The sequence below is a fragment of the Silvibacterium sp. genome, assembly GCF_047605705.1.
Taxonomy (GTDB): domain Bacteria; phylum Acidobacteriota; class Terriglobia; order Terriglobales; family Acidobacteriaceae; genus Silvibacterium.
Window position 1 is genome coordinate 33,909 of sequence record NZ_JASGFD010000005.1, and the last position, 24,193, is coordinate 58,101.

Below are 24,193 nucleotides of genomic sequence, written 5' to 3' on the forward strand. Positions count from 1 at the left end.
GGACGATGGCGAACGCGCTGGACGATGTGCAGGAGACTTTCACTACGCTGGATGCGCAGTACAACACGCTCCTGATCGGTTGCAAGACGCAGGCGGATCGGGACGCGTTGAAGGCAAAATACGCGCTCGCCCAGCAGAATTATGACGCCTGTGTGAATAAGCTGCTGAGCGACGACGATGCGACGGTCGCGGCGCTGGACAAGCAACTGAAGACCGCGAATGTGCAGGTGAAGACGGCTGTCGCGCAGATGGGCAACATGCAGAAAGTTATCGGGGACATTACGACGGCAGTGAGCTACGGCTCGCAACTTCTTTCGATGGTGTAGCCGTCTCTAGGTCCAGCTACCTCCGACAGGGATTTTTCATCCTCGCGGCGTGAGGAGGCATCTGTTACTTGGAGACACCTTGGCAAATACAGAAAATGTACGTGTGCCTGCTGCGGTGAGCGGCGGTACTGAGCCCACAGCAAAAAAGACGACTCATCCGAACCTGATCCTGGCGATCTGTTGCATGAGCCTGCTGATTGTGGGTATGGATGTGACGATTGTGAACGTCGCGCTGCCTGCGATTCAATCGAACCTGCATGCGCGATTCAACCAGCTGCAGTGGATTCTCGATGCCTACACGCTGGTGGTGGCGAGTTTCCTGATGCTGGGCGGCTCGATGTCGGATCGTTTCGGGCGGCGGCGCTTCTTCCAGATCGGCCTGACGATCTTTACTATCGGATCGTTGCTGTGCAGCCGTGCGGCGACGATCGAGCAGCTGATCGGCTTCCGGGCTCTGCAGGGCTTCGGCGCATCGATGCTGAACCCGGTGGCACTGTCGATTATTGCGATGGCGTTCCCGAAGCCGAAAGATCGCGCAAAGGCTGTGGGTGTCTGGGGCGCGGTCGCGGGTGTTTCACTTGGCGTTGGGCCGCTGATCGGCGGCGCGCTGACGCAGACCGTCGGATGGCGTTCAATCTTCTGGATCAATGTGCCGGTAGGCATCGTCGCGTTCGTGTTGGCGGCGATCTTCGTGCCTGAGTCGAAGGCGCCGCGTGCGCGGCGGTTCGATCCGGTGGGGCAGGCGCTGGTGCTCATCGGGCTGTCGGCACTGACGTGGGGCGTGATCGAGGGGCCGCACTCGGGATGGAGCTCGGACCGGATCCTTGGATTATTTGTCACAGCGGCGGTTTCATTTGTCGGTTTTATCCTCTATGAGCCTCGTCGTCGCGATGCGCTACTGGATCTTCGATTTTTCCGCAGCGCCCCGTTTACAAGCGCGACGATGCTGGCGCTGAGCGCCTTCTCCTGCTTTGCGGGCTTCCTGTTTTTGAATGCGCTTTATCTACAGCAGGTGCGTGGACTATCGGCCTTCCGTACCGGGCTGTTCACGCTGCCGCTCGCGGTAATGATGATCCTGTGCGCGCCGTGGTCGGGACGGCTGGTGGCTGCGCGCGGAACAAAGCCTTCGCTGCTGATGGCGGGCGCGGGCTTCGTGCTGGCCACGCTGATCCTCACCAACCTGGGGCAAACCACACACGTGGGCTGGCTTCTGCTGTCGTACGCGCTCTTCGGCATAGGCCTGGGCATGGTGAATCCGGCGATTACGAACAGCGCGGTCGCGGGCATGCCGCTTTCACAGGCGGGTGTGGCGGCGGCTATTGCTTCGACGAGCCGCCAGGTGGGCGCGGCGCTGGGTGTGGCTGTCTCCGGTACGGTGGTCGCGGCGAGCCGTGTGCACGGCACGGACTTCACCACGGCGACGCATGCCATCTGGTGGACGATGACGGCGGCAGGCGCGGCGGTGCTGGTGCTGGCGTTCGTTTCGACCTCGGCATGGGCCCACAAGACTGCGGAGTCGGTAAAGCATCTGCTGGAAGAGCGACACGCGTAGAAAAGCCAACGTCTCAGAAGCGAGAGGTGGGCCCCCCTGCCTCCTATGGGAGTAGCGCATGAGGAGAGGCTGCTGGTAGGCTGACTTTTCTTATGAAAAGCCTGATGCCTGCCTCGCGCGCAATCCGATTTGTCACAGTGACTTCACTCTTTTCGTTCTCTGCCGCGCTGGTGGCGCAATCCGCGCCGCCGGGGCTGGTGGTGGAGACGATGCCTGCGGAGCAGCGGGCGAAGATCGATGCCGCGGCCGAGAAGGTGCTGGCTACAACGGGCGTGCCATCGGCGACGCTCGCGGTCGTCGAGCATGGGGAGATCGTCTACACGCATGCGTACGGCGATGCCCGGCTCGATCCGAAGTTGATTGCGACGCCGGAGATGCGCTATTCGGTAGGCTCGATCTCGAAGCAGTTCACCGCAGCGGCGATCCTGCTGCTGGAGCAACAGGGCAAGCTCTCGATCGACGACAAGGTGTCGAAGTATCTGCCGGACCTTACGCGCGCGAACGATGTGACGATTCGCATGCTGCTCTCGCACACCTCGGGATACCAGGACTACTGGCCGGAAGACTACCTGATGCCTCCTATGCGCGAGGCGGTGACGGCGCAGCACATCCTCGATGTGTGGGGCAAGAAGCCGTTGGATTTCGAGCCGGGAACGAAGTGGCAGTACTCGAATACGAACTTCGTGATCGCCGGGCGCATCGTGGAGATGGTAAGTGGCGAGGACCTGATGGAGTTCCTGCAGAAGAACGTCTTCAAGCCGCTGGATATGGAAGCGGTGTGGAACTCTGATGCGAAGAAGCTCGGCGATACCGATGCCGAGGGATACATCCGCTACGCGCTTGGACCGCTGCGCCCCGCGCCGAAGGAAGGCAGGGGGTGGATGTTCGCAGCAGGGGAGCTCGCGATGCCCGCGTATGATCTCGCGCAGTGGAACATCAGCATGATGAACCGCTCTTTGCTGGCGAGGAAGTCCTACGATGAGATGGCGGACAGTGTGAAGCTCAAGGACGGAACGGACTCGCATTACGGCCTGGGCATCTTCGTACGGCAATTCAACGGGCATGTGCTGTGGGAGCACTCCGGGGAAGTGTCGGGCTTCACGGCAGAGAACATGGTGTTCCCGGATGACAAGCTGGCGATCGATGTCCTGACCAATCAGGATGCGGCCTCGGCAGGCAGCGGGATTGCAATTGCGGTCTCAGATCTGTTGCTGGGTTCCGGTAGCCATGAGGCGCATCCAAACGCGGCGTTAGACCAGGCGAAAATGATCTTTGCCGGACTGCAGCAGGGCAAGATCGACCGCTCATTGTTTACCGAGAATTGCAACGCGTATTTTGGCGATCAGGCGCTTGCAGATTTCAAGAGCAGCCTCGGACCGTTGGGTACTCCGTCAGAGTTTACGGAAGGGCACGAGAGCCTGCGCGGTGGCATGACCTTTCACAGCTTCATTGTGAAATTTGCGGACCGGGCGCAGACACTGCACGTGACGACCTACACGATGCCGGACGGCAAGCTGGAGCAGTATCTGGTGATTCCTGCGGAGTGAGATTGTCGCCGAGGTTTGTGATGCTCCACCTCTCAACTTCGAGAGGTGGGACACCCCGATCCTCGCTTCTTGGGGAAACGCAGGCCCTTCCACTTCGCTGCGCTCAGGTCGAGATGACAGAATGCGGAATATGAACATGTGAAGCAAAGAGAAAGGCCGGCGATATTCTCGCCGGCCTTTCTGCTTTTGTGCTGTCGTCAGTCTACGCGGCAGACTTCTTCGCCTTGCGCACAGGCTTCTGCTCAGCCTTGAGTCCCGCTTCGCGGATGGGCTTCTCGTGCAGCAGCAACTCCGTCGCCTGGAACTCGGGGTTGGCGTGGAACCAGCGCTGTACGGCGTTGTCGGCGAGCAGGTTGAGCAGCGACATCATGGCCATGCCCTGGTGGTGGGCCATCCACTCGCGCACGACAACCGGTTTACTTGTCGACTCGCAGAAGTCTGCTGCCTCGTAGAATCCGTAAGCGCCGACCCACTGCATGCCTTCCATGCGGCGCAGGTTGCGGATGACCTCCTGCTGCTCGACGCTGACGGCGAGGAAGGTGGAATAGGGAGAGACGACAGGGCCGGCGGTCGCGTCGTACTTGAGCGAGATGGCCGGGATTCCGAACGCCTGGTAATGATAGTGACCGGCATCGTCGGTCTTGCCGAAGCCCGATTCGGAGATGCCCCACGGGATGCCGTGCTGACGGCCGAACTCGCGCTGGATGTAGACCGCTGCGGAGAGCGAGCGCGAGATGAGTGTGTCCGGATAGTTGCGCATCCAGAGAGCGGGCATCAGGTACTCGAACATGGTGCCGGTCCATGAGAGCAGGATGGCGCGGCCGTAGGCCATGGTGTGCACGCGGCCCATCTTGAACCAGCCCTGCTGCGGCAGTTCACCGCGCGAGACAGCGATGAAGGTCGCGATGCGCGCTTCGGAGGCGAGCATGTCGTAGGTGGCTTCGTGGAGCTTGTGCGTGGCCAACTCGTAGCCGATGGAGAGTAACTGGCGGCCCTTGTCAGCGAGGAAGGCGAAGTCCATCTCCTCAGCGGCACGGAGCGCGCCGTTCGAGACGGCGAGCAGGTGCTCGGCAAGCGCGGTGAGACGCTGGCGCACGGCTGGCAGCTCGGAGCGCAGCTTCTCGATGAGAATGCCCTGCGAGGAGCTATCAGTAGGCTCCATGGCATTGACGGTGGCCCAGGCGCGGGCGAGGCGCTGCTCGAGCTGGTCGAGAAATTCGGGAGCGTTTTCGACGGTAGGCACGAGGTTCTTGTCCTTCACGCCCTGCTCGACGACCTCGCGCAGCGAGGCATACTCGCAGGAAAGCCAAGGCAGGTATTCGCGGAGGAGCGTGAGGATCGCTTCGAGCCGCGCGCGGGTTTCGCGAAGCCACCATGCCAACTCATCCGGCGAAGGCTTGGTGTATTCGGGAAGCTGTTGCAGCGCAGGAAGCTTGGCCGTCTCGGCGACCCACTGCAGCCAGTCGAAGAGGCTGGCTGAGCGCGCGGGGACGGAACGCCCGGAAAGCTCGGAGGGCAGGTCTTTCTGTAACCGCAGCAGTTGCCAATGCGTTTCGAGTCCGGTGAAGAGGATGGGCTCGAGCACCGGGCGATGGAGCAGCTCTTTTGCTCCCGTCCGCAGCGTATAGAGCGATGCTACGAGGTTGCCGCTATCGACCGAAGAGACGGTGATGGGCGTGAGCGGCTTGAAGGTGTGCGTGTCGTACCAGTTGTAGATGTGGCCGCGGAACTTTTCGAGGCGGTCCATCGCTTCCAGGCTGTGCAGCGAGAGGTCACAGAACTCGGGCAGCGTGAGGAAGCCCATCTCGACCGCCGCCTGGCGTGCATTGAGCAGCAGGCCGAAGTTGGTAGGCGAGACGCGCGCGGCTTCGAAGAGCGTTTCTTCTTCGACGTTGTCGGGGATGAAGTAGTTGTGCCGAGCGCCGCCGAATTCATGGAAGAAGCGCCAGATGCGCAGCGCGTGCTGGCGCATCCAGGCCTCGTCCTGCATAGAGAGCGGCGTCTTTTCCTCGCGCGGGGCGCGATTGAGCCAAACGGTAATGCCGCTCTCGAGTCCCCAGAGCAGCAGGATGGGGGCTGCGACGAAGAGCGCTTTGAAGTGGAAGAAGGTGAGGATGAAGGCCAATGCGAGCGCGAAGACCGGCGAAGCCGCGAGATAGCGATCGACCGGAGTGCGCTTGGCCTTGTTCGATTCGGCTTCGGCTGCGGTTTCCCATTCGAGCAGGCGCTGACCGGTGATGAAGCGGCGCACGAGCGATCGCACGATGGCGTCGAGCGAGAGCATCGTCTGGTGCGGCAGGAAGACGAGGTTGAGCAGCGTGATGACGAGTGCCTGGTAGAAGCCGAGCAGGGCTTCGCGCACTTCGCCGGGTGTTTCGCTGGCCATGGCGCGACCCAGGCTGAAGACCAGCTGCACGAGCGTCGGCGCAAAGAGCAGGCCGAGTGTGACCGCGGTCCAGAAAATGGGACCACCGGGCAGGCCGAGCCATCCGGCAACGAGCAGGATCAGCGTGAGCGGCTCGACCAGGGAGCGGCGCAGGTTGTCGAGAATCTTCCAGCGAGAGATGTTCGAAATCGGATTGCGGACGAAGCGGCCGGACTCATCGGGCACGCGTGAGAGCAGCCACTGTGCAATCTGCCAGTCGCCGCGCACCCAGCGATGTTTGCGGCGGGTGTAAGCCGAGTAGTGCGACGGATAGTCGTCGATGACCTCGATGTCGGTGGCCAGTCCCGCGCGTGCGTACGCGCCTTCGATGAGGTCATGGCTGAGCAGCGAATTGCGCGGGAAGCGGCGATCAAGCACCGAGTGCAGAGCGGCGACTTCATAGATGCCCTTGCCAGTGAAAATGCCCTCGCCGTAGAGGTCCTGGTAGACGTCGGAGACAGCGCGTGTGTAGACGTCGAAGCCGGTCTGGCCGGAGTAGATGGCGGCGAGGCGTGAGCGCGAGGCACTCTGCACGCTGACGCCGACGCGGGGTTGCAGGATGCCGTATCCGGCGGTGACGACGCGGCGCTCGGGGTCGATGATGGCGCGGTTGAGCGGGTGCGCCATAGCGCCGACCATGGATTGCGCGGTGCCGCGCGGCAGCTGCGTGTCGGAGTCGAGCGTGATGATGTACTGCGTGCGGGCGAGGACGGTCATGTCGCCGGCCTTCACGGGGAAGGCGTCGAATTCGCCTTTGAGGTACTTGTTCAGGTCGAGGAGCTTGCCGCGCTTGCGCTCCCAGCCCATCCACACGCCCTGGCGCGCATTGAAGATGCGATGGCGATGCAGCAGGAAGAAGGAGCCGTGCTTTGGGGCCGATCCTGCATAGCGCTGGTTCAGGCCATCAATGAGGCGAACGGCGAGATCGACGAGCGGATCGCGATCCGACTCACGCGGACGCGCAACGGAATCGGGCAGATCGGTGAGCAGCGCGAAATGGAGATTCGGATCCTGGTTGGCGAGGAAGCGGACTTCGAGCTCACCGACCAGCTCGCGCACCTGCTTTTCGTTCATCAGCAGGGTGGGTACGGCAACGAGCGTGGTGAACTCAACCGGGATGCCCTTGCTGAAGTCGAGCTTGGGGAGTGCCGTGGCCTTGAAGATCGCGGTGACGGTGTTGTTGATGAAGTCGATCGCAGTCTGCGAGACGGGCAGCAGCAGCAGGAAGAAGGCGAAGGTAAGGCCGCCGAAGACCGAATGATGCGGGACGAGCGGCAGGACGATGGCCGCCATCAGCAGGATGGTGAGCACCTCGATGCCGATGATGAAGAAGTCGTCCGGATTGCGACGCAGTGCGAGGCGTGTGCGATCGATGAAGTTGGGATGGTAGCCGATGTGGCGCGCCAGCTCGGGGAAGCCGCGGTCGATTAGGTAGTAGCCGACGTGGGCCTGCCGCAGGTAGACGCGCGGGTCTTCGATGCGCTGCTGTTGCGCCTTGGTTGCGAAATCGATGGCTGCCTGCGCGACTTCGGACTCGGAGCGCTCGGAGTAAAAGGCGATCTCGGCGACACGCTTGCGGTAATTCTCGCGGCTGTCGAAATCCATCTTCGGATAGCCGCCTGCGGGGTCTTTCAGCAGGATGGCGTCGAAGGCGACCAGCGGCTCCATGAGCGAGGTCCAGTCAGCGTGGCCGAGCTGGCGGAGGCTCTTGATGCGCGCGGTGAGCAGCTGCGGCGTGCCGGCGTCGGGCATCTGCGGATGATGCAGCATGGCATCGGCCTGCACGAGGATCGAATCCAGCAGCGCGAACTTCAGGAATGTGGGCAGGATCCAGAGCTCACGAAGCTCGAGCGGATCGAAGGACTGCGCTTCATCCATCCAGATGCGCAGCGCCGAACCATTCCACACAGACTTCGCGCCTTCAAGATACGCAGCTGCGATCACTGCGACGCGCGGCTCTTCGCCGAGAGGCGAGACGATGCGTGGCAGCTTCGGTACCTTCTTCTGCACGGAGAGCATCTCGGTGATGGCGGCGCGGAAGAGGCGGGGATTTTCGCGGATTTCGAGCAGGGGATTGGGGCCCTGCTGCGCGGCGCTGGAGGGAAGGTCCTCGAGCTCGGCTAACAGTGCATTCAGCGCCTCTTCGGCCTGCTGAATGCGCGGCGCGAGAGTGACGCGCGACTGCGGCCGATGAATGACCGACCACTGCGCGGTGACGGTGCGAGCGTGCGCACGCATTTCTGCCGGGACTAGGCCGGCTTTATCGAGGATTTCCTGATCGATCGCGGGAACCTGAAACATGCGTCTCCATCATCGGTAGCTGGCGGCCTGCATTTCAAACATGCCGGCGTAGCGGCCACCGAGGGCCATAAGCTGGGAATGGGTGCCTTCTTCTACAAGCTGGCCGCCTTCGAGCACCACGATGCGGTCGGCCATGCGAACAGTGGAAAAACGGTGAGAGATGAGCAGCGCCATCTTGCCTTCGGTCAGTTCGGCAAAACGCTCGAAGACTTCGAGCTCGCTGCGGGCGTCGAGGGCTGCGGTGGGTTCATCGAGAATGAGAAGCTGGGCATCGCGCAGGTAGGCGCGGGCGAGGGCGATCTTCTGCCATTCGCCACCGGAGAGGTCAACGCCGGTCTCGAAGCGGCGGCCGAGCTGCTGGTCGTAACCATCGGCGAGCTTGGCAATCACGGTGTCGGCAAGGCTCTTGTGCGCGGCCGAGACGATCTCTTCTTCGGTGTGCGGGACTTCGATGTGGCCGACGAGGATGTTTTCCTTCGCAGTCATCTCGTAACGCATGAAGTCCTGGAAGATGACGCCCATTTCATGATGAAGGTCATCGAGGTCGTAGTCGCGCAGGTCCACGCCGTCGAGCAGAATCTGGCCCTCGGTGGGGTCATATAAGCGCGTGATGAGCTTGACGATGGTGGTTTTGCCCTGGCCGTTTTCGCCAATGAGCGCGATGCGCTCGCCGGGGTGCAGCGTGAAGTTGAAGTCCTTGAGCACGCGGCGCTGGCTGCCGGGATAGGCGAAGGAGACGTTGCGGAACTCAAAGCCGCGCTGGATGGGGCGCGGAACCTTGATGCCGTCAGGCTTGGAGTAGACCGTCGGCTTCATCTCAAAGAACGCAATCAGGTCGGTGAGGAAGAGCGCCTGGTCGGCGATGCCGGATGCGGTCGAGAAGGCCTGCATGAAGTTGTTCGAGGCCTGCTGGATGGCAACGGTGATCAGCGAGAAGACGCCGATGCTGGGATACTTTCCGGTGACCGCCTCGTAGATGGCGAAGGCATAGGCGCCGTAATAGCCCGCTGTGCTGATGAGCGAGAGCAGTCCGCCCCAGAGGAGCTTCTTGTTTGCGAGCGCGACGTCTTCGTCATAAATACCCTGCGAGAGTGCGCGGAAGCGGTCGGTGAAATAGCGGCTCAGGTTGAAGAGCTTGAGCTCCTTGGCCGCTTCCTTGCTGCCTCCTACCTGCCGCAGGTAGTCCATCAGCCGCTTGGCCGGGGTCTGGCGGAAATTCTTGGCGTAGCCGAGGAAGGCGAAGTGCGTCTCGCCGAAGAAAGAAGGCAGCACGCCGGCGATGAGCAGCAGGATCATGCTGGGCGAGCGGTAGATGAGCACGCCGCTCCAGATGAGGGTGAGGACCGTGAGCTGGAAGAGCCGGCCCATCTGCTGGATCATGGCCAGCCGGTCGGTGGCCTGGGCGCGGGCGCGCTCGAGCCGGTCGTAGAACTCGGGATTCTCGTAGGTGGTCAGGTCGAGCTGCGCGGCCTGCTCCATCACCTGCACGCTGACGTGGAAGGTGTACCGGTTGGCGAGCAGCTGGTCCGTGTAGTCGATGGTGCGCGACAGAATGCCGGTGAGCAGCGCGAGGATGATCTCTGCGACAACCAGCCACCAAAAGTAAGGGTACTGCGGCTGGTGCTGGAAGGCGCGGGAGACGCCGTCGAGGATTTTGGCGGCAACGATACCGATCAGCAGGCCCAGCACCGGGACAATGACACGCAGGATCAGCCCCCAGGTGACGACCGCGGGGCCGGACTTCCAGACGATGCGCAGGACCTGGGGAACGTTCTTGAGGGCGCGGACGCGGTCTCCCCATGCGCTGTGGGTGCTGGCTTGCTTGGATTCACTCATGCTGATTCGATCTTCCCCGGTGTTTCGACTGGTCTTCGCCTTATCCGCCCGGTAGTTACAGTGCTGGGACAGAGCTGGAAGCGCCCTCATTGATCGGGGACAAGGCACTCACTTCGATGCTAAGTGCGTGCCTGCTGTTGTTTTTGGCCGTGCCTGGGACAGAGACACAATGGCCATGAGAACAGTATGAAGGATTATCGGGCGCTCAGAAACTTGAGGGTGTAGGCGCTGGTCGGCTCGACGGGGTGGGCGAGCACCTTGAGATTGGCGAGCTGCTGCTCCATGGCAGCCCAGCGGGCGGGGTCGAAGGAGCCAGCTGCGGCCGGATCGTTGGCAGGGTAAATAAAGTGGCCGTCGCGCAGGGCCTGCCAGGTGAAGTTCATCTGTTCGGCGGTCATGGCCGGGTTGCGCTTGAGCAGCTCCGCGTTCACCTCGGTGGGGTCGGCCATGTAGTCGCGCCAGCCGCGCAGCGAGGCGCGGACGAACTTCGCAACGACGTCAGGATGAGCCTGCGCGTAGCTTTGCGAGGTGAAGAAGACGCGATAAGGATCGTAGCCGGTGTCGCTGATGAGCAGAGTGCGGATGTCGGCCCCGGCCTTGCGGGCGAAGAACGGCTCGGAGGTCACGAAGATCTGCTGGATGTAATTCGGGTCGGCGAGAAAGTTGGCGATGGAGTAGGTGGCGGGAATCTCGCGGACGGTCTTGAGCTGGTAGCGGGCAACGATGTACTCGAACCAGGTGGCTCCGGTCTTGATGGCGACGGTGTGGCCTTCGAGGTCAGGGAAGGCGTGCACGGGGGAGTTGGCGTGCATCATGATGCCCTGCGGGTCGTGCTGCATGGTGGCGGCGACGGCCACTAACGGCTGGCCCTGAGCGACAGCCTCGAGGATGCGATCGGACGAGCCCATGGCAAACTGCGCGGCTCCGAGCGAGACCTGCTGTTCGGCGATGACGTAAGGACCGCCGGGCAGGATGGTGACGTCGAGGCCCTCGTCCTTGTAATAGCCCTTGAGCAACGCCTCGTAGAAGCCGCCATGCTCGGGCTGCGGATACCAGTCTGTCTGGAATTTGACCGAAATGAGCCCGTTGGAGCCGCTGCTATGACAGCCGGCAAGGACGACAATCGAAAGCGAAAAGGCGACGCAGCGGAGGACGGCTCGAAGCATACCCGAGGGTAGCAACGCGATGCGGATGCGACAACAGAATTACGAGCCGTGCTGCGACGGCGATTTCAGGCCTCGAGAGAAAGCGCTTCTCCGAGCCGATGAGCGAAGGCGAGCAGGTTCACATCGGCTCCGCGCGGCGCGAGCAACTGCATTCCTGCGGGAGCAGCGGGGAGCACGACTGCCGGGTATCCACCAAGGCTGGCCGGTGTGGTGTAGCGCAGGATTCGCGGGCGGTTGGGCGCCTGGTCCTCACCTGCGACGAGATGCGGGACGGGCAGTGCGGGCAGGAGAAGGAAATCGAATTCCGTGAAGAGCGCCGCACTCCGCTCGTTGAATTGGGCATGTTGGTTGCGGAAGCCGGCAATCTCCTCTGCGGATAACGCCGCGCCCCAGCGCAGGCGGTCGGCAATGGCGGTCTCGAATATGTCCGCCTGTGGATCTTCGTAATGGCCTTTATGGAGAAGCGCAGCCTCATGGGCCTGGATGGGCGCGTAGATATCGTAAGCCCCGGTCCAGAAGGAAGCGTCGCAGTCTGCAACATGTACGCCGAGGCTTCGCATGCGCTCGACCCATTGATTTTGTGCGATGAGGATTGCTGCATCGCATTCGGTGACGAGTTCGCCGGTGATAATCCCGACGCGGAGGTTCGTAACAGGCGCGCCTGTGGGGGCGTCGAGTTCGAAGAGCGCGTTTGCCAGCAGCGGCAGGTCGCGCAGGTCACGGCAGAGCCAGCCGATGGTGTCGAATGTCTGCGCCAGGTGCGCGCCTCCCCGCCAGCTGCCGAGCCCAAGCGAGGCGCGGTATCCGGCGAGGCCGCAGACCGCTGCAGGTACGCGGATGGAGCCTCCGGTATCGGTGCCGATGGCCGCGAAGGCCGACCCCTCCAGAATCGAAGCTGCCGATCCAGAAGAGGATCCGCCGGTGAGCAGCGTGGGCGCGCCGGGCTGAACGCAGTCGCCGTAGTCGCGGTTCTCACCGGTGATGCCGTAGGCAAGCTGGTGCAGGTGGGTCTTGCCGGTAATGACTGCGCCTGCGCACTTCAGTTGTGTAGCGACCCATGAGTCGGCAATGGCAGGTGTATTGTGCTCCGCATAAAAGCGCGAGCCGCTGCTGGTCACAAAGCCCTCGAGGTCGAAGCAGTCTTTCAGTGCGACAGGAAGAGCGTGCAGCGGTCCACGTTCGGCGCGAGAAGAGCTGGTCAAGAGCTGGTCAAGAGACCACTCTTCATTACGCGCGAGATATGTGTTGCGAGAAGCGTTGCCGTTTGCGCGCGCAAGTGCTTCGAGGAGTATTTGCTCGGAATAAGTTTCTTTTATAGCGAGAGAGTGAAGCAGAGAAGCAATGGACGAGCGGGCAGACGGCATGCGGCGATTGTATCTGTAGCCGTATCTGCGCTGTGCATAAAACTAGCGATGGAAAACCGCCTCGCTCATGCTAGATTGCGCACATGGGAAAACCTTCAGGCTCTGCGCGTGATCGGGATATCGCGATCATGACGGAGCTTGTGCGTTTCACGGCGAAGAGCCTTGCGACGCCGAGCCCGGTGCCTTTCGGCGCCGCAATCGTCCATACGAAAACAGGCGAACTGCTCTATCGCGCGCGCAACGCAGTGATGCGCGAGCATGATCCCAGCGCCCATGCTGAGCTGCGCACCGTGCGGCTGGCGTGCAGAAAGCTTGGGTCCGTGTCGCTGAAGGGCTACACGCTTTACACCACCTGCGAACCGTGCCCGATGTGCATGGCGAATGCGCTGTGGGCGGGGCTCGACCGTGTGGTCTACGGCGCGACCATCGAAGATGCGAACCGGCACTGCCGGCAGATTCAGATCGCGGCAGAAGAAGTATCGAAGCGCAGCGATATGCCGTGCGCAGTGGATGGTCCGTTCCTGCGCGAAGAGTGCTACGGGCTGTTCACCGATCCGCGTATGTTGCATGCTTTTAAGAAGTGGAGCACACGTAGAGAGAAAACATAACGGAGGGCTCGAGTGTCCGAAGTTGAAGTGCGTGATGTCTTTGCTGTACTTGAGAAGGGAATTCCTCCGCTGGTGGGCGATGCGTCGCGGTTTGTGACTGCGCCTGCGATGGTGGAGCGGCTCTCAAAGGACTTCTACTGGTATTCGCCAGTGCTGCGCCCGCAGCTCAGGGAGAAGCGTGGCGATGCAGTTGCACTGCCGGTGAGCTTGGACGAGATCCGCGCGATCCTGAAGTTTTGCTACGCCGAAGATATTCCGGTCACGGCGCGCGGCGCGGGCACAGGGAACTACGGACAGGCGATTCCGCTCGAAGGTGGCCTGGTGCTCGACCTCTCGAAGATGGAGGCGATTGAGGAGATTACTGCTGAGGGCGTGGCCATATGCGAGCCGGGCGTGAAGCTGGGTGTGCTTGAAACGGAAGCGCGCAGGCAGGGCTGGGAGCTGCGATGTTATCCGAGCACCATTGCCAAGGCGTCACTGGGAGGATTTCTCGGTGGAGGCTCGGGGGGTATCGGGTCCGTGAGCCATGGCGGCCTGCGCGATTTCGAAACCGTACGCGCACTCGAGGTGGTGACGATGGAGGCCGAGCCCCGCGTCATTCTGCATGAAGGCCTGGCTGTGCACGACATTCTGCACGCATGGGGCACAAACGGGATTATTACGAAGATATGGCTGGCGCTTACGCCGGCAGTCGAGTGGTCGCAGATCGTAACCGCATTTGATACCTATGCGGAAGCTTTCGATTTCGCCGAGAAGATCGCAGCTGAAGATACGTGGACGAAAAGACTGGTGACGGTCTTCGAGTCGCCAATTGCGTCGTACTTCACGCCGATTGCGAAGTATGTAGAGGGCAGCAGGCATACGGTCTTCTTTCTCATTGCACAGTCTCAGCAGTCCGCACTCGAAGTAGCCGCCAAGGCCGCAGGCGCGAGCGTGCCTTATGCTGGCGCGTACAGCGGGCTGCGTACCGTGCCGCTGCTCTCCGACTACACGTGGAACCACACAACTTTATGGGCGATGAAGCAGGATGAGGCCTTTACCTATCTACAGTGTGGCTTCGATCCGGATCGCGTCCGCGAACAGATGCGGTTGCTAAAGAAAAAGTTCGGGGAGGAGATGCTGCTGCATATGGAGTTCATGAAGAACGGCACGGGCCGCGTGATTCCGGGAGCCATTCCATTGGTGCGCTTCACCACGGAGGAACGGCTGCGGGAAATGATCGATTTCTGCCGCGCAAATGGCATCTTTGTCGCAAATCCGCATGTGAACAACGTGGAGGATGGCGGCCGCTTTCGTGAGGATCATGTGCAACTGGTGGCGAAGCGGCGTTATGACCCGAAGGGATTGCTAAACCCGGGCAAGATGCTGAGCTTCGCTCCGCAGAAAGAGACGGCGCAGGCATGAAAACGTGGATTCCGGACACAAGAAACTTTGCCTATTTGCAATGGCCGCAGGTGGACGCGCTGCCGCGCGAATCGACGCTGCTGGTGCTGCCGACAGCCGCGATCGAACAGCATGGGCATCATCTGCCACTGGCGACCGACACGCTCATCAATAATCTGCTGCTGGGCAAGGCGCTCGAGAAACTGCCCGCCGATATGCACGTCTATGCGCTGCCTCCGGTCTGCTATGGCAAGAGCAATGAGCACATCGGCTTTTCGGGCACGTTGTCGGTTTCGTCGACGACCTTCCTTGCGATGGTAAGGGATATTGGCGCGAGCATCGCAGCTGCAGGCTTTAAACGGCTGGCCCTGTATAACACGCACGGAGGCAACTCGTCGCTGGTAGATGTGCTGGCCCGTGATCTGCGCGCTGAGTTCGGGCTGCGCACCTTTTCACTCTTCGGCTCAGGTGGTATCTCGTTCGATGGTTTGAGTGAGCAGGAGAAGGCATACGGCTTTCATGCCGGTGAGATCGAGACGGCATTTCTTCTGAGCGCGACGCCGGAGCTTGTCGATACCTCGGCGTACACCGTGAACTATATCGCGCAGGTTGCGAAGCCGGAACTCCTGAAGCCGGAGAATTCCGCTGCGAACTTCGCATGGCTGACACGTGATATTGCGGAAAGCGGTGTCATGGGCGATCCGCGCCCCGCAACCGCGGAGAATGGAGCGCGCTGGGTAGAAGCCGCCGCTACGCGTATTGCCGAAGCGCTGATGGCGATGGTCCGCTACGAGAATTTGTATCAGCCATGAGTGCAAAATGGGTTGACTGTGGCGATGGCGTGCGGTTGGAGCTCGGTGTTGAATGCGCGATGGCCGATGGCGTGGTGCTGGCTTCCGACCACTACTATCCGGATCAGAGCAAGTGGGGCGTAGGACCACATCCGACCTTGCTGATGCGGCAGCCATACGGGCGCGATATCGCGTCGACGGTGGTCTACGCGCATCCTGTATGGTTCGCGCGGCATGGCTACAACGTCGTGATTCAGGACGTGCGGGGTCGTGGCGATTCGGGTGGCGAGTTCTATCCTTTTCGCCACGAGCGCACAGATGGTGCGGAGACGATCCGCTGGCTGCGCACGCGGCCGGAATCGAATGGCCGTGTAGGAATGTACGGCTTTTCATATCAGGGATTGACGCAGTTGCTGGCTGCAGCAGAGCAGCCGGAGGGGCTGTTTGCGATCGCGCCGGGCATGGCGGCCTGCGATCTCTATCGGGGATGGTTCTATCACAATGGCGCGCTACGGCTGGCTTCGAGCCTGGGCTGGGGCCTGCAGATGCTGAAGATGGATGCGCGTAGATTGGGCCTGCGCGAGGCGACCGACAGGCTGGAAAGAGCATGGTCTGCGCTGCCCGGGCAGTCCACTGTGCTTCCTTTCGGCAAACATCCTGCAATCGTGGATCCTGCGCTGCCGAGCTACGTGCGCGACTGGTTTGCGCAAACCGAGGCAGGTGCCTACTGGGAGGCTCTCGATGTGAGCGCGTGCCTCGAGCAGATTGATGTCCCGGCGCTGCATGTCTCCGGTTGGTATGACACCTATCTGAAAGGTACGATCGATGGGTATCTCGCCCTGCGTAAGCATGCGGCGACGGAGTTCGCGCGCGAGAATCAATACCTGCTCGCCGGGCCGTGGGTGCATATCCCGTGGGGCGATCGCATTGGCGAGGTGAACTTCGGGGCCGAGGCGTTGCTCGATACCGATACTGTGTTGCTGCGCTGGTTCGATCACTGGTTGAAGGGCGATGATTCGTTCGCGCATGAGCCACGGGTGCGGCACTTCGCGCTCTTTGAAAACAAGTGGCATGGAGCTGAGAACTGGTACGGCCAACAGGAAATGAAGCTTCACTTGTTCAGCAATGGGCGGGCGAACTCCCGCAAGGGAGATGGTGTGCTGCAACTAGAAGCACCGGAAGGCGAAGCGCCATGTGACGTTTTCGTCTATGACCCAGAGGTGCCGGTGGTGGCGCCGGGCGGCCCGGCGTCGATGAGTGGCGCCACGAACCAGGCGGCTGTGGAAATGGGGAACAACGTTCTTGTGTATACGACGGAGCCGCTCCTCGAAGATGTGGCGGTCTTTGGCTCGCCGCGTCTGGTGCTGTGGTGCGCGGCTTCGGCAGAGTCGACGGACTTTACCGGAAAGCTGGTGCGGGTAAGGGTAGACGGAATCGCGGACTTCGTCTGCATCGGTATCGCACGGTCGTCCTATCTGTTCGGTGACAGTTATAAACCCGATGCCGTGATGAAGTGGGAGTTCGAGCTTGAACCGACATCGTGCCGCTTCACGTCCGGAGAGCAAATTCGTCTCGAGATTGCGAGTAGCGCATTCCCGCTTTACGACCGCAATCCCGGAACGCGGGTGCAATCGGCTGAGGCGACCTCGTGGGATTGGAAGCGTTCGACGCAGTTTGTGTTTCACGACGGAGAACGGCCTTCCGTGCTTTATCTGCCGTTGCGAGGGGATGCCTGATGGCGACAGCAGCAATGCATAAAAGAGTGCCGCAGATCGTGCTGGAAGGCGTGGCGAAGCGATACGGGCAGGGGAGGACGATTCTCGATCCTTTCGACCTCACGGTAGAGAAGGGAGAGTTTGTCTCGCTGCTTGGGCCTTCGGGGTGCGGAAAATCGACGCTGTTGAAGCTCATCGCGGGGCTAAGTCCGGTATCGGCTGGAGAGCTGCGTATAGATGGAATGACGCCGAAGGATGCACGCGAGACGATGTCGTTCTTGTTTCAGGATGCAACGCTGCTGCCCTGGCGTACGGTGCGGGCGAATGTCGGACTGGGGCTTGAACTGGAACACGCGACGCGTGATCGGCGGCGGGCCAAGGTAGATGGGCTTCTGGAGTTGGTCGGCCTTGCTCACGTGGCCGGAGCCTATCCGCGTGAGCTTTCTGGTGGGATGAAGATGCGTGCCTCGATTGCTCGCGCGCTGGCGACTGATCCGCGCTTGCTGCTGATGGACGAGCCGTTTGCGGCATTGGACGAGATGTCGCGCGACCGGATGGGCGAGGAGTTGTTGCGCTTCTATGAGGAGCAGCGCTGGACCGTGATGTTTGTCACTCATTCGGTTACAGAGGCGGTGTTTCTCTCCACGCGCATTGTTGTATTGGCGCCGAATCCGGGGCGCATTCACGCCGATGTGCCAGTGAGATTTGGATCGATGCGCACCGCAGAGCTACGCGGCACGCCGGAGTTCGAGCAGAAGGTCGTCGAGGTGTCGCGGTTGCTTAGAGAGGCGCGGCCGGCATGAAACGTATCTGGGTGCTGTTGAATGCGCTGGGGATTTTCGCGGTGCTCCTGCTCCTTTGGCAGTCGATCATCTGGATCAACCATGTGCCACCATACATGCTGCCCTCGCCGTGGCGCGTGTATCAGGTGATTGTGGAGCGATTTCCGGCGTTGGCGGCCTCGTTTGAAATCACGGCAGGCGCGGCAACCATGGGGCTGGCGGCGAGTATTGTTGCAGGTGTCGCGATCGCGCTGGTCTTCGCGCAGTGGCGATGGGTGAGGCGGACGCTCTATCCGTATACGTTGCTGTTACAGACTGTGCCGATCGTAGCGATTGCTCCGCTGATCCTGATGTGGGTGGGGCCTGGGCTGGGATCGGTGACGCTGATCGCTTTTATCATCTGTCTTGCGCCGATCATCGCCAACACCACGCAGGGACTCATCAGCGTGGAGGAAAACTTCGTGCATCTCTTCCTGATGCACAATGCGTCACGCGGACAGATCCTAATGAAGCTGCGCCTGAGGCATGCCGTGCCGCAGTTGTTTGTGGGCGTGCGTATCTCTGCGGGTATCGCGGTGATTGGCGCGATTACGGGCGAGCTATTTGCCGGATCGACGACGGTGGGCCGCGGCGGCCTGGGGTATTCGATCATCTATGCTTCGCAGCAGTTGCAGACCGATTATCTTTTTGCGCTGATCGTGGCTGCGACGGTGCTGGGCTTTGTCTTTTACTTCGTCGTGTCGTTCTTCGAGTGGTGGTTCCTGCATCAGTGGCATGAGTCGGCGCGTGTGCTGGAGGTGGAGTGATGCTGCGCCTGGAGACCGAAACCGGCTGGTGGCTGGTGGCGCATGCGGACCATGCGCGGTTGGCCGGTGAGTTCGCAGCGGTGTGGGGGAATACACAATTCCGCGCGCCGGAGCCGCGGGTTCATGTGCTGAAAGGCATCGCGCGGCATGACGATGGATGGATTACGCGCGACGCAGCGCCGCAGATTACGCGAGCAGGAAAGCCCAGCGCATTCTCTGTGGAGCTGGTGGGGAAGTACTCGGCCTTCGAGGAAATCGATCTCGCAGATTATCTCGCCGTGCGGGAGCGTGCGGTGGGATTGCTTGCCGAAGAGGATGCTTACGCGGCGGTGCTTGTCTCCATGCACACTTACAACCTACTGACGGAGCGTGCAGATCGCAGCACGATTCGCACAGAGGAGTTGTCGTTGCTGGACGCCTTTCTCGCGCGACAGCGGGCGCTTCAGGAAGCGCTCACAGTGAGGATCGCAGAGGATGCCTTTCTCAGCGAGGAAGCAAGATCCATGACGCGGGTGCGTGAACATTTCCGTCTGTTACAGGCAACGGATAACCTGTCGCTCCTGACGTGTGTGGACTTTCGTGGGCCTGCGACGCTGCTGCATCCGCTGCCATTGAACGATGGCAGGACCGCTGAGATTGCAGTTCGCTCGATGGGCGAGCGGAGTTTTGTGCTCAATCCCTATCCCTTCACGCAGGATGGCTTGGAGTTCCAGTTCCCAGCGCGGCACGTGACAGGGAAGGCATACGCCGCCGCTGCGGATCTGCAGCGGGCTTATGCGGCGGCTCCTGTGGAGAGGTTGACGGTGAGAGTGTCTGCTGGATAAGTGTTCTCTGATTTGTTTGTCCTGTGGGTTTCGCATGCATTGGAATGATCAATGTGTTTCGGAAGCACAAAAAAGACGGCAGCCCGAAGGCTGCCGTTTCTGCTGTGCACAGGGCTATATGCCCCAGATGCACGGTTAAAAAGTGAGTCGCAGCGACATCTGGATCTGGCGCGGGCTGCCGATGGTGTGGGTCACGTATCCAAGTCCTGAGGGGCAGTTATAGAACGTGGTAGCCGTATTGTTGCCGGCCGCGCAGGCTGTGGCTGCCGGTGCGGGAGTCGTGCCGACCACCGGGTAGTCGTTATAGCCATCGTTCTGAGCGACGTTATCGCCGGGGATGTCGAAGCTGGTGGTGTTGGTCAGGTTGAAGACATCGAAGGTGTAACGGGCGACGATGTTTTCGGTGATCTTGAAGGTCTTGGCCAGCGAGGCGTCGGCGCGTTTCTGCCAGGACTGACGGAAGATGTTGCGCTGGCCGCTGGTGAAGTTGGTTTCAAAGCTGTCGTTGGTCGGGATGGCTCCGCTGAGCGCTCCTGGGCTCAGCAGCGGGATGGTGAAGCAGGTGGAGTCGAGTGCCGGAGAGTTGAAGGCGCCCGAAGTTCCGGTGTAGGCCTTCTTCGGCGTGCAGCCCGGCGCAAGCGGCACAATGGGGTTCGTGATGCCGTCCGAAACGCCGTAGTAGACGGAGCCGACGGCGCCCGAGTAATCGATGATGCTGTAGGGCTGGCCGCTCTGAAGTACGGTGAGACCCTGCAGTGTCCAGCTGTTCAGTGCTCGTCCGGCGATGGTGTTTTCGCCCAGGAAAGCCGGGCTGGTGTAAGACCAGGTGAAGTTGATGACATGGGTGCGGTCGAAGTCCGACGAGGCGTAGCCATCGTGGAGATCGAGCGGGTTGTTGCCGTTGTAGAAGAGACCCATGGCGCTCTGTTCATCGAGCGAGTGGGAGTAGGTATAGGAGAGTCCGCCCTGGAAGCCGTGGCTCAGACGCTTGTCCACATGCGCGGTGACCGCGTTGTAGGCCGAAAGACCGGCCGCCTTGTAGCTTTCGGATTCAGCCGAGTAGCCGACATAGGGAACGCGAAGATCGATGTTGCCGCCTTCATAGGTGCTGAGGTAAGGCGTACCGTCGGGTAGGTTGGCAGGAGCGCAGTTGCAGTAATCGCCGTTGGTCGGATCGGGGTTCTGAACCGAGTAGCCGTAGGTGTAGTTCTGGCCGTTGATGGGGCTGCCCGGTGAAGCTACACCCGCCTGGTTGAAGGGCACGGGAACAACCTGGTGACGTCCGACGTTGCCGACATAGGCGATGTCGATGGCGAGATCGTTCTTCGGCTGCCACTGTACGTCGAGTGTGTAGTTGATGCTGTATGGCAGCTTGTTTGCGCGGTTGTAGTTGGCGAAGGAGAAGAGCTGCGCGCCGTCCTCGATCTCCGCGACCGAGGGCAGGTACTTGGAGATGTCGGCGGGGTTGCCGCTCGGCGCGTTGCCGGCCGAGTCTCCCCATGGCGTGGAGAGGTTGATGGTGCCGGTGCAATTCGAGGCCACGGTGGGCTGCGGGTTGCTGGCGTTGCACTGGACCGTGTTTACGAAGGGCGGCGTCTGGTTTACGCCGAAGGGACCGCCGGTGACTTCGCCAGCAGCGTAACCGGGCGAGAGATAAGTGAAGAGCTCACCGCGATCGTAGTAGAAACCGGTACCGCTGCGGACCACGACCTTACCGTCGAGCGCCTTCGGCTGCCATGCCAGGCCGAGACGCGGTCCGATGCCCCACTGGCGTCCGGTGAGTGTGGTGTTGCTGACGCCGGCCGTCGGGAAGAGCTTGTTGTTGCCGGCAACGACGAAGCCGTTGCTGGTGACCTCGCTGCCATCGAAAGAGTAGGACGAGGGATCGAAGTTGAAGATCTTGCCGTCCTTTTCCGTGAGGCCGCCGTTCCAGTCATAGCGGATGCCGGCTGTCAGGCTGAGGGTCGGCGTTACCTGGAACTTGTCCTGCAGGAAGGCGCCCACCTGGTTGGCGCGGTAATAGCGATTCGCATTCCCGATCATGAAGGACGTCGTGGTGTAGTCGGTATTCTGCGGAGCGATATTGCCTTCGAGGAAGTTACCGAAGTCCGAGGAGGCAATCATGCCCTTACCGGTACGTTCGTCGCGGACGTTGAGTTGCGTGTAGGAGTAGCTGCCGCCGAAGGTGACGGTGTGCTTGCCGACTGTCCAGATGGCGCTGGCCGAAGGCATGAGCCGGTTCTGAAAGAGGCCGGTGAAGGGCGATTGCGTGAAAGAGCCCGGGCCGATGTTCATGGAGCCGTCGTAGACGCCATTGGGGTTGTACGTCGAAGAGTCGTTGCCGAAATCGTCGATGATGCTGATGCCCGGAAAGTAAGAGCTACCGAAGGCGTTGATGCCGGCCTGCGTGGGCCCGAAGGGCTGGTCGTTCACGCCGTAGGCCTTCTCGCGAAGGAAACCAAGAACTTCCGTGATGGAGAGCGCGGGCTTTACCAGTTGTGTGTTGTTGAGCGAAAAGACCTGGCTGCCGGTATCGAGCTTCTGGTTGAAGCCGGAAACGTTCGAGTAGGCGTAGGGCGCGTCGAGTGGATCGTGCTGGTAGTAGTACTTGGCCGCCAGCGTATCCTTCGATGTTGCGTTCCAGTCGATATTGGCGATGGCCTGGTCGGCGGTGAAGTAGCTGGTGCCGGGGATCGATGCGTTGTAGGGCTCGTTGTAGGTAGGCGCGGCGTTGGTCGTCGGCGAGGGGACGAGATACTGTCCATTCGCGAATTTGTACTGCATCAGGTAGAGAGCAACAGGGCTGATGTCGGCTGCCGTGATGTCTGTTCCGAATTCCTCATTGGCGACGTTGGCGAGTGCTCCCGCGCTGCGGTCATCGGTGAGGGCGGCGGGGACGAGCAAGCGCGAGATGCCGATCTCCTGATCCGCGATGTGAACGTGCTGATAGGCAACGTAGCCGAAGAGCTTGTCCTTGATGATGGGGCCGCCAAAGGAGCCGCCGGCAATGTAGCGATGCAGCTGTGGAACCTTCTCGTTCTCGGGAATGAACGTCGCCTGCTTGAAGAAGAAGGGCGCGGCGTTCAGCCAGTCCGTGCCGCGATGCGCGTAGACCTGGCCGTGATATTTGTTCGTGCCTGTCTCGGTGCTCATGTCGATGTGAGCGCCCGAGGTGGCGCCCTGCTGCGCGTCATACATGGAGGTGTTCACGCGCACTTCCTGCAGAGTTTCAGGCGCGGGGCTGGGCAGCGCGTTGCCGATAGCGAGATAGACCGAAGCCGAGCTCTGCTCGACGCCGCCGGCTCCCGCATTGCCGACGCCGGTGTTGTTCACGATGCGGGCCGAGGCGACCTGACTGGTGCTCTTGCCGTTGAAGAGGTTCGAGGCATCGACACCGTTCAGCAGGAAGCTGTTCGAGGTGTCGCGCTGGCCGTTGGCCCAGATGGGCGCATTGCCCAGGCCGGAGTTTGAACCCGTGCCGCCGGGGAGTTCGGCGTTGACGCCCGGCGCGAGGATAGCGACGCCGGTGAAGCTGCCGGTGGGCAGCGGAACCGCGTCGATCTGTGCCTTATCGAGAACATAGCCGTTTGTCGTATCGACGGCATTCATCAGAGGCGAGGCTTCGACGGTGACCGATTCGCTGGTCTGACCGATCTTGAGCGCGGCGTTGACGGTCGCGGTGCGGTCGGCCTGTACCAGGATCGACGGAATCTTCTGCGTCTCGAAGCCATCATGCGTAAAGGTCAGGCTGTATGTGCCGATGGGCAGGCTCGAAAAGAGATACGAGCCGCTGGCGCTGCTCTTCACCGTGCGCGTCAATCCTGTGTCGGTGCCGGTGGCGGTGACGGTGGTATCCGAAATAAGAGCGCCGGAAGCATCGCTGACTTCACCGGTGATACCGCCGAGAGTCTGCTGGGCCCAGCTGTTCGCGGTAAATGCAAGCACAGCGAGCGAAAGGGAAAGGGCAAATACACCGAGTCTCTTCAACATCGATTCATGGCCTCATGAAGGAAAAAGACAGTCATCGCCGCGGGGGCGGCTTTAGGGTGGACCCTGTGCCTGGCAGGGAAGGTGGCGCAATGCGCGATCTCTTCTCCTGCTCCCGGCCCTGGGAGGATCCGTGGAGCTACGTGTGGACGGGCAGCAATCCCGGAAACTTTTGAGAGAGCATAGCGCAGACTGCGGCTTATTCGAAAGGAAAAGCGCCGCCGTCCGAGGTTTGCGAGGGGAGGGTGATAAAGGTTTTTTATCTCGACTCAGTGCATTGCAGATCCATGCTTGAATTTGACCGGAGATGCCAGCGAAAGCAGGCTTCGGGAGACTCAGGAATTTGTCACAGCTGCCGATCGTTATTGTGCAAATTGGATGTCACTTCTTCCACTCTAGGAGGGCAGGAGAGATACGTGCGCGGATACGATCTTCCAGCCTTCGGGCAGCCGTATCCATAGCTGGCTCTGGCGTCCACGGACGGTCTTGCCGGGCAGTTGGCGAGTGAACTCTAAGGTGATGCTGCCGGTATCGCGGCCGAATGCGACGATATCGAGCCGGTCAATGGTGCGAGCAAGGTTCGCGCCGGGGCGCGCCTGGCGGAATGCGGCGATCTCGGCCGAGCCGTGCAGATTTTCAGTCGCGCCGAAGCGGAGAGCGTGGGGCGAATCCCAGAACATCTCGGTCAGAGTGTCTGCATCGTTCGAAACGAGCGCCTCTTCGTAACGGGGATAAAGGGCTGCAAGCTCGGCGACGACTTCCGGATCATTGATAACCATG

The 24,193-nt window shown here is 61.1% G+C and carries 16 protein-coding genes; 10 read left to right on the forward strand and 6 right to left on the reverse strand.

Translation table 11 applies throughout. The features are described 5' to 3' along the window. Positions 1-5 precede the first annotated feature (5 nt). From QM649_RS02985 to QM649_RS02995, 3 genes are all read left to right on the forward strand, one after another. Positions 6-326, forward strand: a complete 321-nt coding sequence (locus tag QM649_RS02985) for a hypothetical protein (protein WP_415197522.1) — start codon at positions 6-8, stop codon at positions 324-326. A 79-nt stretch (positions 327-405) separates the two neighbouring features. Next, the gene (locus QM649_RS02990) at positions 406-1,878 is read left to right on the forward strand and encodes an MFS transporter (protein WP_415197523.1); all 1,473 of its coding nucleotides are present in this window, start codon (positions 406-408) and stop codon (positions 1,876-1,878) included. 104 nt (positions 1,879-1,982) lie between these two features. Next, on the forward strand, positions 1,983-3,425 hold the full coding sequence (locus tag QM649_RS02995; protein ID WP_415197524.1) for a serine hydrolase domain-containing protein: 1,443 nt from the start codon (positions 1,983-1,985) through the stop codon (positions 3,423-3,425). Positions 3,426-3,627: 202 nt separating this feature from the next. On the opposite strand, the gene QM649_RS03000 is transcribed toward QM649_RS02995, so the two are convergent. From QM649_RS03000 to QM649_RS03015, 4 genes are all read right to left on the reverse strand, one after another. Beyond that, positions 3,628-8,151 (reverse strand): glucoamylase family protein, encoded by a 4,524-nt coding sequence (locus QM649_RS03000; protein WP_415197525.1) that lies wholly within the window; start codon positions 8,149-8,151, stop codon positions 3,628-3,630. A 9-nt stretch (positions 8,152-8,160) separates the two neighbouring features. Then, positions 8,161-9,987, reverse strand: a complete 1,827-nt coding sequence (locus QM649_RS03005; protein ID WP_415197526.1) for an ABC transporter ATP-binding protein — start codon at positions 9,985-9,987, stop codon at positions 8,161-8,163. 194 nt (positions 9,988-10,181) lie between these two features. Beyond that, positions 10,182-11,153 (reverse strand): ABC transporter substrate-binding protein, encoded by a 972-nt coding sequence (locus tag QM649_RS03010; RefSeq protein ID WP_415197527.1) that lies wholly within the window; start codon positions 11,151-11,153, stop codon positions 10,182-10,184. Between the two features lie 65 nt (positions 11,154-11,218). Beyond that, on the reverse strand, positions 11,219-12,517 hold the full coding sequence (locus QM649_RS03015; protein WP_415197528.1) for an amidase: 1,299 nt from the start codon (positions 12,515-12,517) through the stop codon (positions 11,219-11,221). 128 nt (positions 12,518-12,645) lie between these two features. On the opposite strand from QM649_RS03015, the gene QM649_RS03020 reads away from it, so the two are divergent. The 7 genes from QM649_RS03020 to QM649_RS03050 are packed head-to-tail and all read left to right on the forward strand — an operon-like array spanning position 12,646 to position 19,426. Further along, the gene (locus QM649_RS03020; protein WP_415197529.1) at positions 12,646-13,125 is read left to right on the forward strand and encodes a nucleoside deaminase; all 480 of its coding nucleotides are present in this window, start codon (positions 12,646-12,648) and stop codon (positions 13,123-13,125) included. A 12-nt stretch (positions 13,126-13,137) separates the two neighbouring features. Beyond that, complete coding sequence (locus QM649_RS03025) at positions 13,138-14,529, forward strand: FAD-binding oxidoreductase (RefSeq protein WP_415197530.1); 1,392 nt, start codon at positions 13,138-13,140, stop codon at positions 14,527-14,529. Next, entirely contained in the window at positions 14,526-15,320 is a 795-nt protein-coding gene (locus QM649_RS03030) for a creatininase family protein (protein WP_415197531.1), read from the forward strand. The genes QM649_RS03025 and QM649_RS03030 overlap by 4 nt, the downstream gene beginning before the upstream one ends. Continuing rightward, the gene (locus QM649_RS03035; protein WP_415197532.1) at positions 15,317-17,035 is read left to right on the forward strand and encodes a CocE/NonD family hydrolase; all 1,719 of its coding nucleotides are present in this window, start codon (positions 15,317-15,319) and stop codon (positions 17,033-17,035) included. Before QM649_RS03030 ends, QM649_RS03035 begins: the two co-directional genes overlap by 4 nt. Before the next feature lie 14 nt (positions 17,036-17,049). Continuing rightward, a complete protein-coding gene (locus QM649_RS03040; RefSeq protein ID WP_415197533.1) occupies positions 17,050-17,817 on the forward strand; it encodes an ABC transporter ATP-binding protein in 768 nt (255 codons plus the stop codon). Continuing rightward, positions 17,814-18,602: an ABC transporter permease gene (locus QM649_RS03045; protein ID WP_415197534.1), complete on the forward strand. Its 789-nt coding sequence runs from the start codon at positions 17,814-17,816 to the stop codon at positions 18,600-18,602. Before QM649_RS03040 ends, QM649_RS03045 begins: the two co-directional genes overlap by 4 nt. Next, positions 18,602-19,426: a DUF3891 family protein gene (locus QM649_RS03050; protein ID WP_415197599.1), complete on the forward strand. Its 825-nt coding sequence runs from the start codon at positions 18,602-18,604 to the stop codon at positions 19,424-19,426. The genes QM649_RS03045 and QM649_RS03050 overlap by 1 nt, the downstream gene beginning before the upstream one ends. Positions 19,427-19,561: 135 nt before the next feature. Here the strand turns inward: QM649_RS03050 and QM649_RS03055 are convergent, their stop codons facing one another. Together QM649_RS03055 and hpxZ are read right to left on the reverse strand one after the other, a co-directional pair. Beyond that, on the reverse strand, positions 19,562-23,416 hold the full coding sequence (locus QM649_RS03055; RefSeq protein WP_415197535.1) for a carboxypeptidase regulatory-like domain-containing protein: 3,855 nt from the start codon (positions 23,414-23,416) through the stop codon (positions 19,562-19,564). A 392-nt stretch (positions 23,417-23,808) separates the two neighbouring features. Beyond that, positions 23,809-24,192, reverse strand: a complete 384-nt coding sequence (gene hpxZ, locus QM649_RS03060; RefSeq protein ID WP_415197536.1) for an oxalurate catabolism protein HpxZ — start codon at positions 24,190-24,192, stop codon at positions 23,809-23,811. Position 24,193: the final 1 nt, after the last annotated feature.

What these genes read in the sequence shown, in the direction of transcription:
- QM649_RS02985 (WP_415197522.1), top strand. Translation starts at nt 6, where the DNA reads ATGGCGAACGCGCTGGACGATGTGCAGGAGACTTTCACTACGCTGGAT.
- QM649_RS02995 (WP_415197524.1), top strand. Translation starts at nt 1,983, where the DNA reads ATGCCTGCCTCGCGCGCAATCCGATTTGTCACAGTGACTTCACTCTTT.
- QM649_RS03000 (WP_415197525.1), bottom strand. Translation starts at nt 8,151, where the DNA reads ATGTTTCAGGTTCCCGCGATCGATCAGGAAATCCTCGATAAAGCCGGC.
- QM649_RS03005 (WP_415197526.1), bottom strand. Translation starts at nt 9,987, where the DNA reads ATGAGTGAATCCAAGCAAGCCAGCACCCACAGCGCATGGGGAGACCGC.
- QM649_RS03010 (WP_415197527.1), bottom strand. Translation starts at nt 11,153, where the DNA reads ATGCTTCGAGCCGTCCTCCGCTGCGTCGCCTTTTCGCTTTCGATTGTC.
- QM649_RS03015 (WP_415197528.1), bottom strand. Translation starts at nt 12,517, where the DNA reads ATGCCGTCTGCCCGCTCGTCCATTGCTTCTCTGCTTCACTCTCTCGCT.
- QM649_RS03020 (WP_415197529.1), top strand. Translation starts at nt 12,646, where the DNA reads ATGACGGAGCTTGTGCGTTTCACGGCGAAGAGCCTTGCGACGCCGAGC.
- QM649_RS03030 (WP_415197531.1), top strand. Translation starts at nt 14,526, where the DNA reads ATGAAAACGTGGATTCCGGACACAAGAAACTTTGCCTATTTGCAATGG.
- QM649_RS03035 (WP_415197532.1), top strand. Translation starts at nt 15,317, where the DNA reads ATGAGTGCAAAATGGGTTGACTGTGGCGATGGCGTGCGGTTGGAGCTC.
- QM649_RS03040 (WP_415197533.1), top strand. Translation starts at nt 17,050, where the DNA reads ATGCATAAAAGAGTGCCGCAGATCGTGCTGGAAGGCGTGGCGAAGCGA.
- QM649_RS03045 (WP_415197534.1), top strand. Translation starts at nt 17,814, where the DNA reads ATGAAACGTATCTGGGTGCTGTTGAATGCGCTGGGGATTTTCGCGGTG.
- QM649_RS03050 (WP_415197599.1), top strand. Translation starts at nt 18,602, where the DNA reads ATGCTGCGCCTGGAGACCGAAACCGGCTGGTGGCTGGTGGCGCATGCG.
- QM649_RS03055 (WP_415197535.1), bottom strand. Translation starts at nt 23,416, where the DNA reads ATGTTGAAGAGACTCGGTGTATTTGCCCTTTCCCTTTCGCTCGCTGTG.
- hpxZ (WP_415197536.1), bottom strand. Translation starts at nt 24,192, where the DNA reads ATGGTTATCAATGATCCGGAAGTCGTCGCCGAGCTTGCAGCCCTTTAT.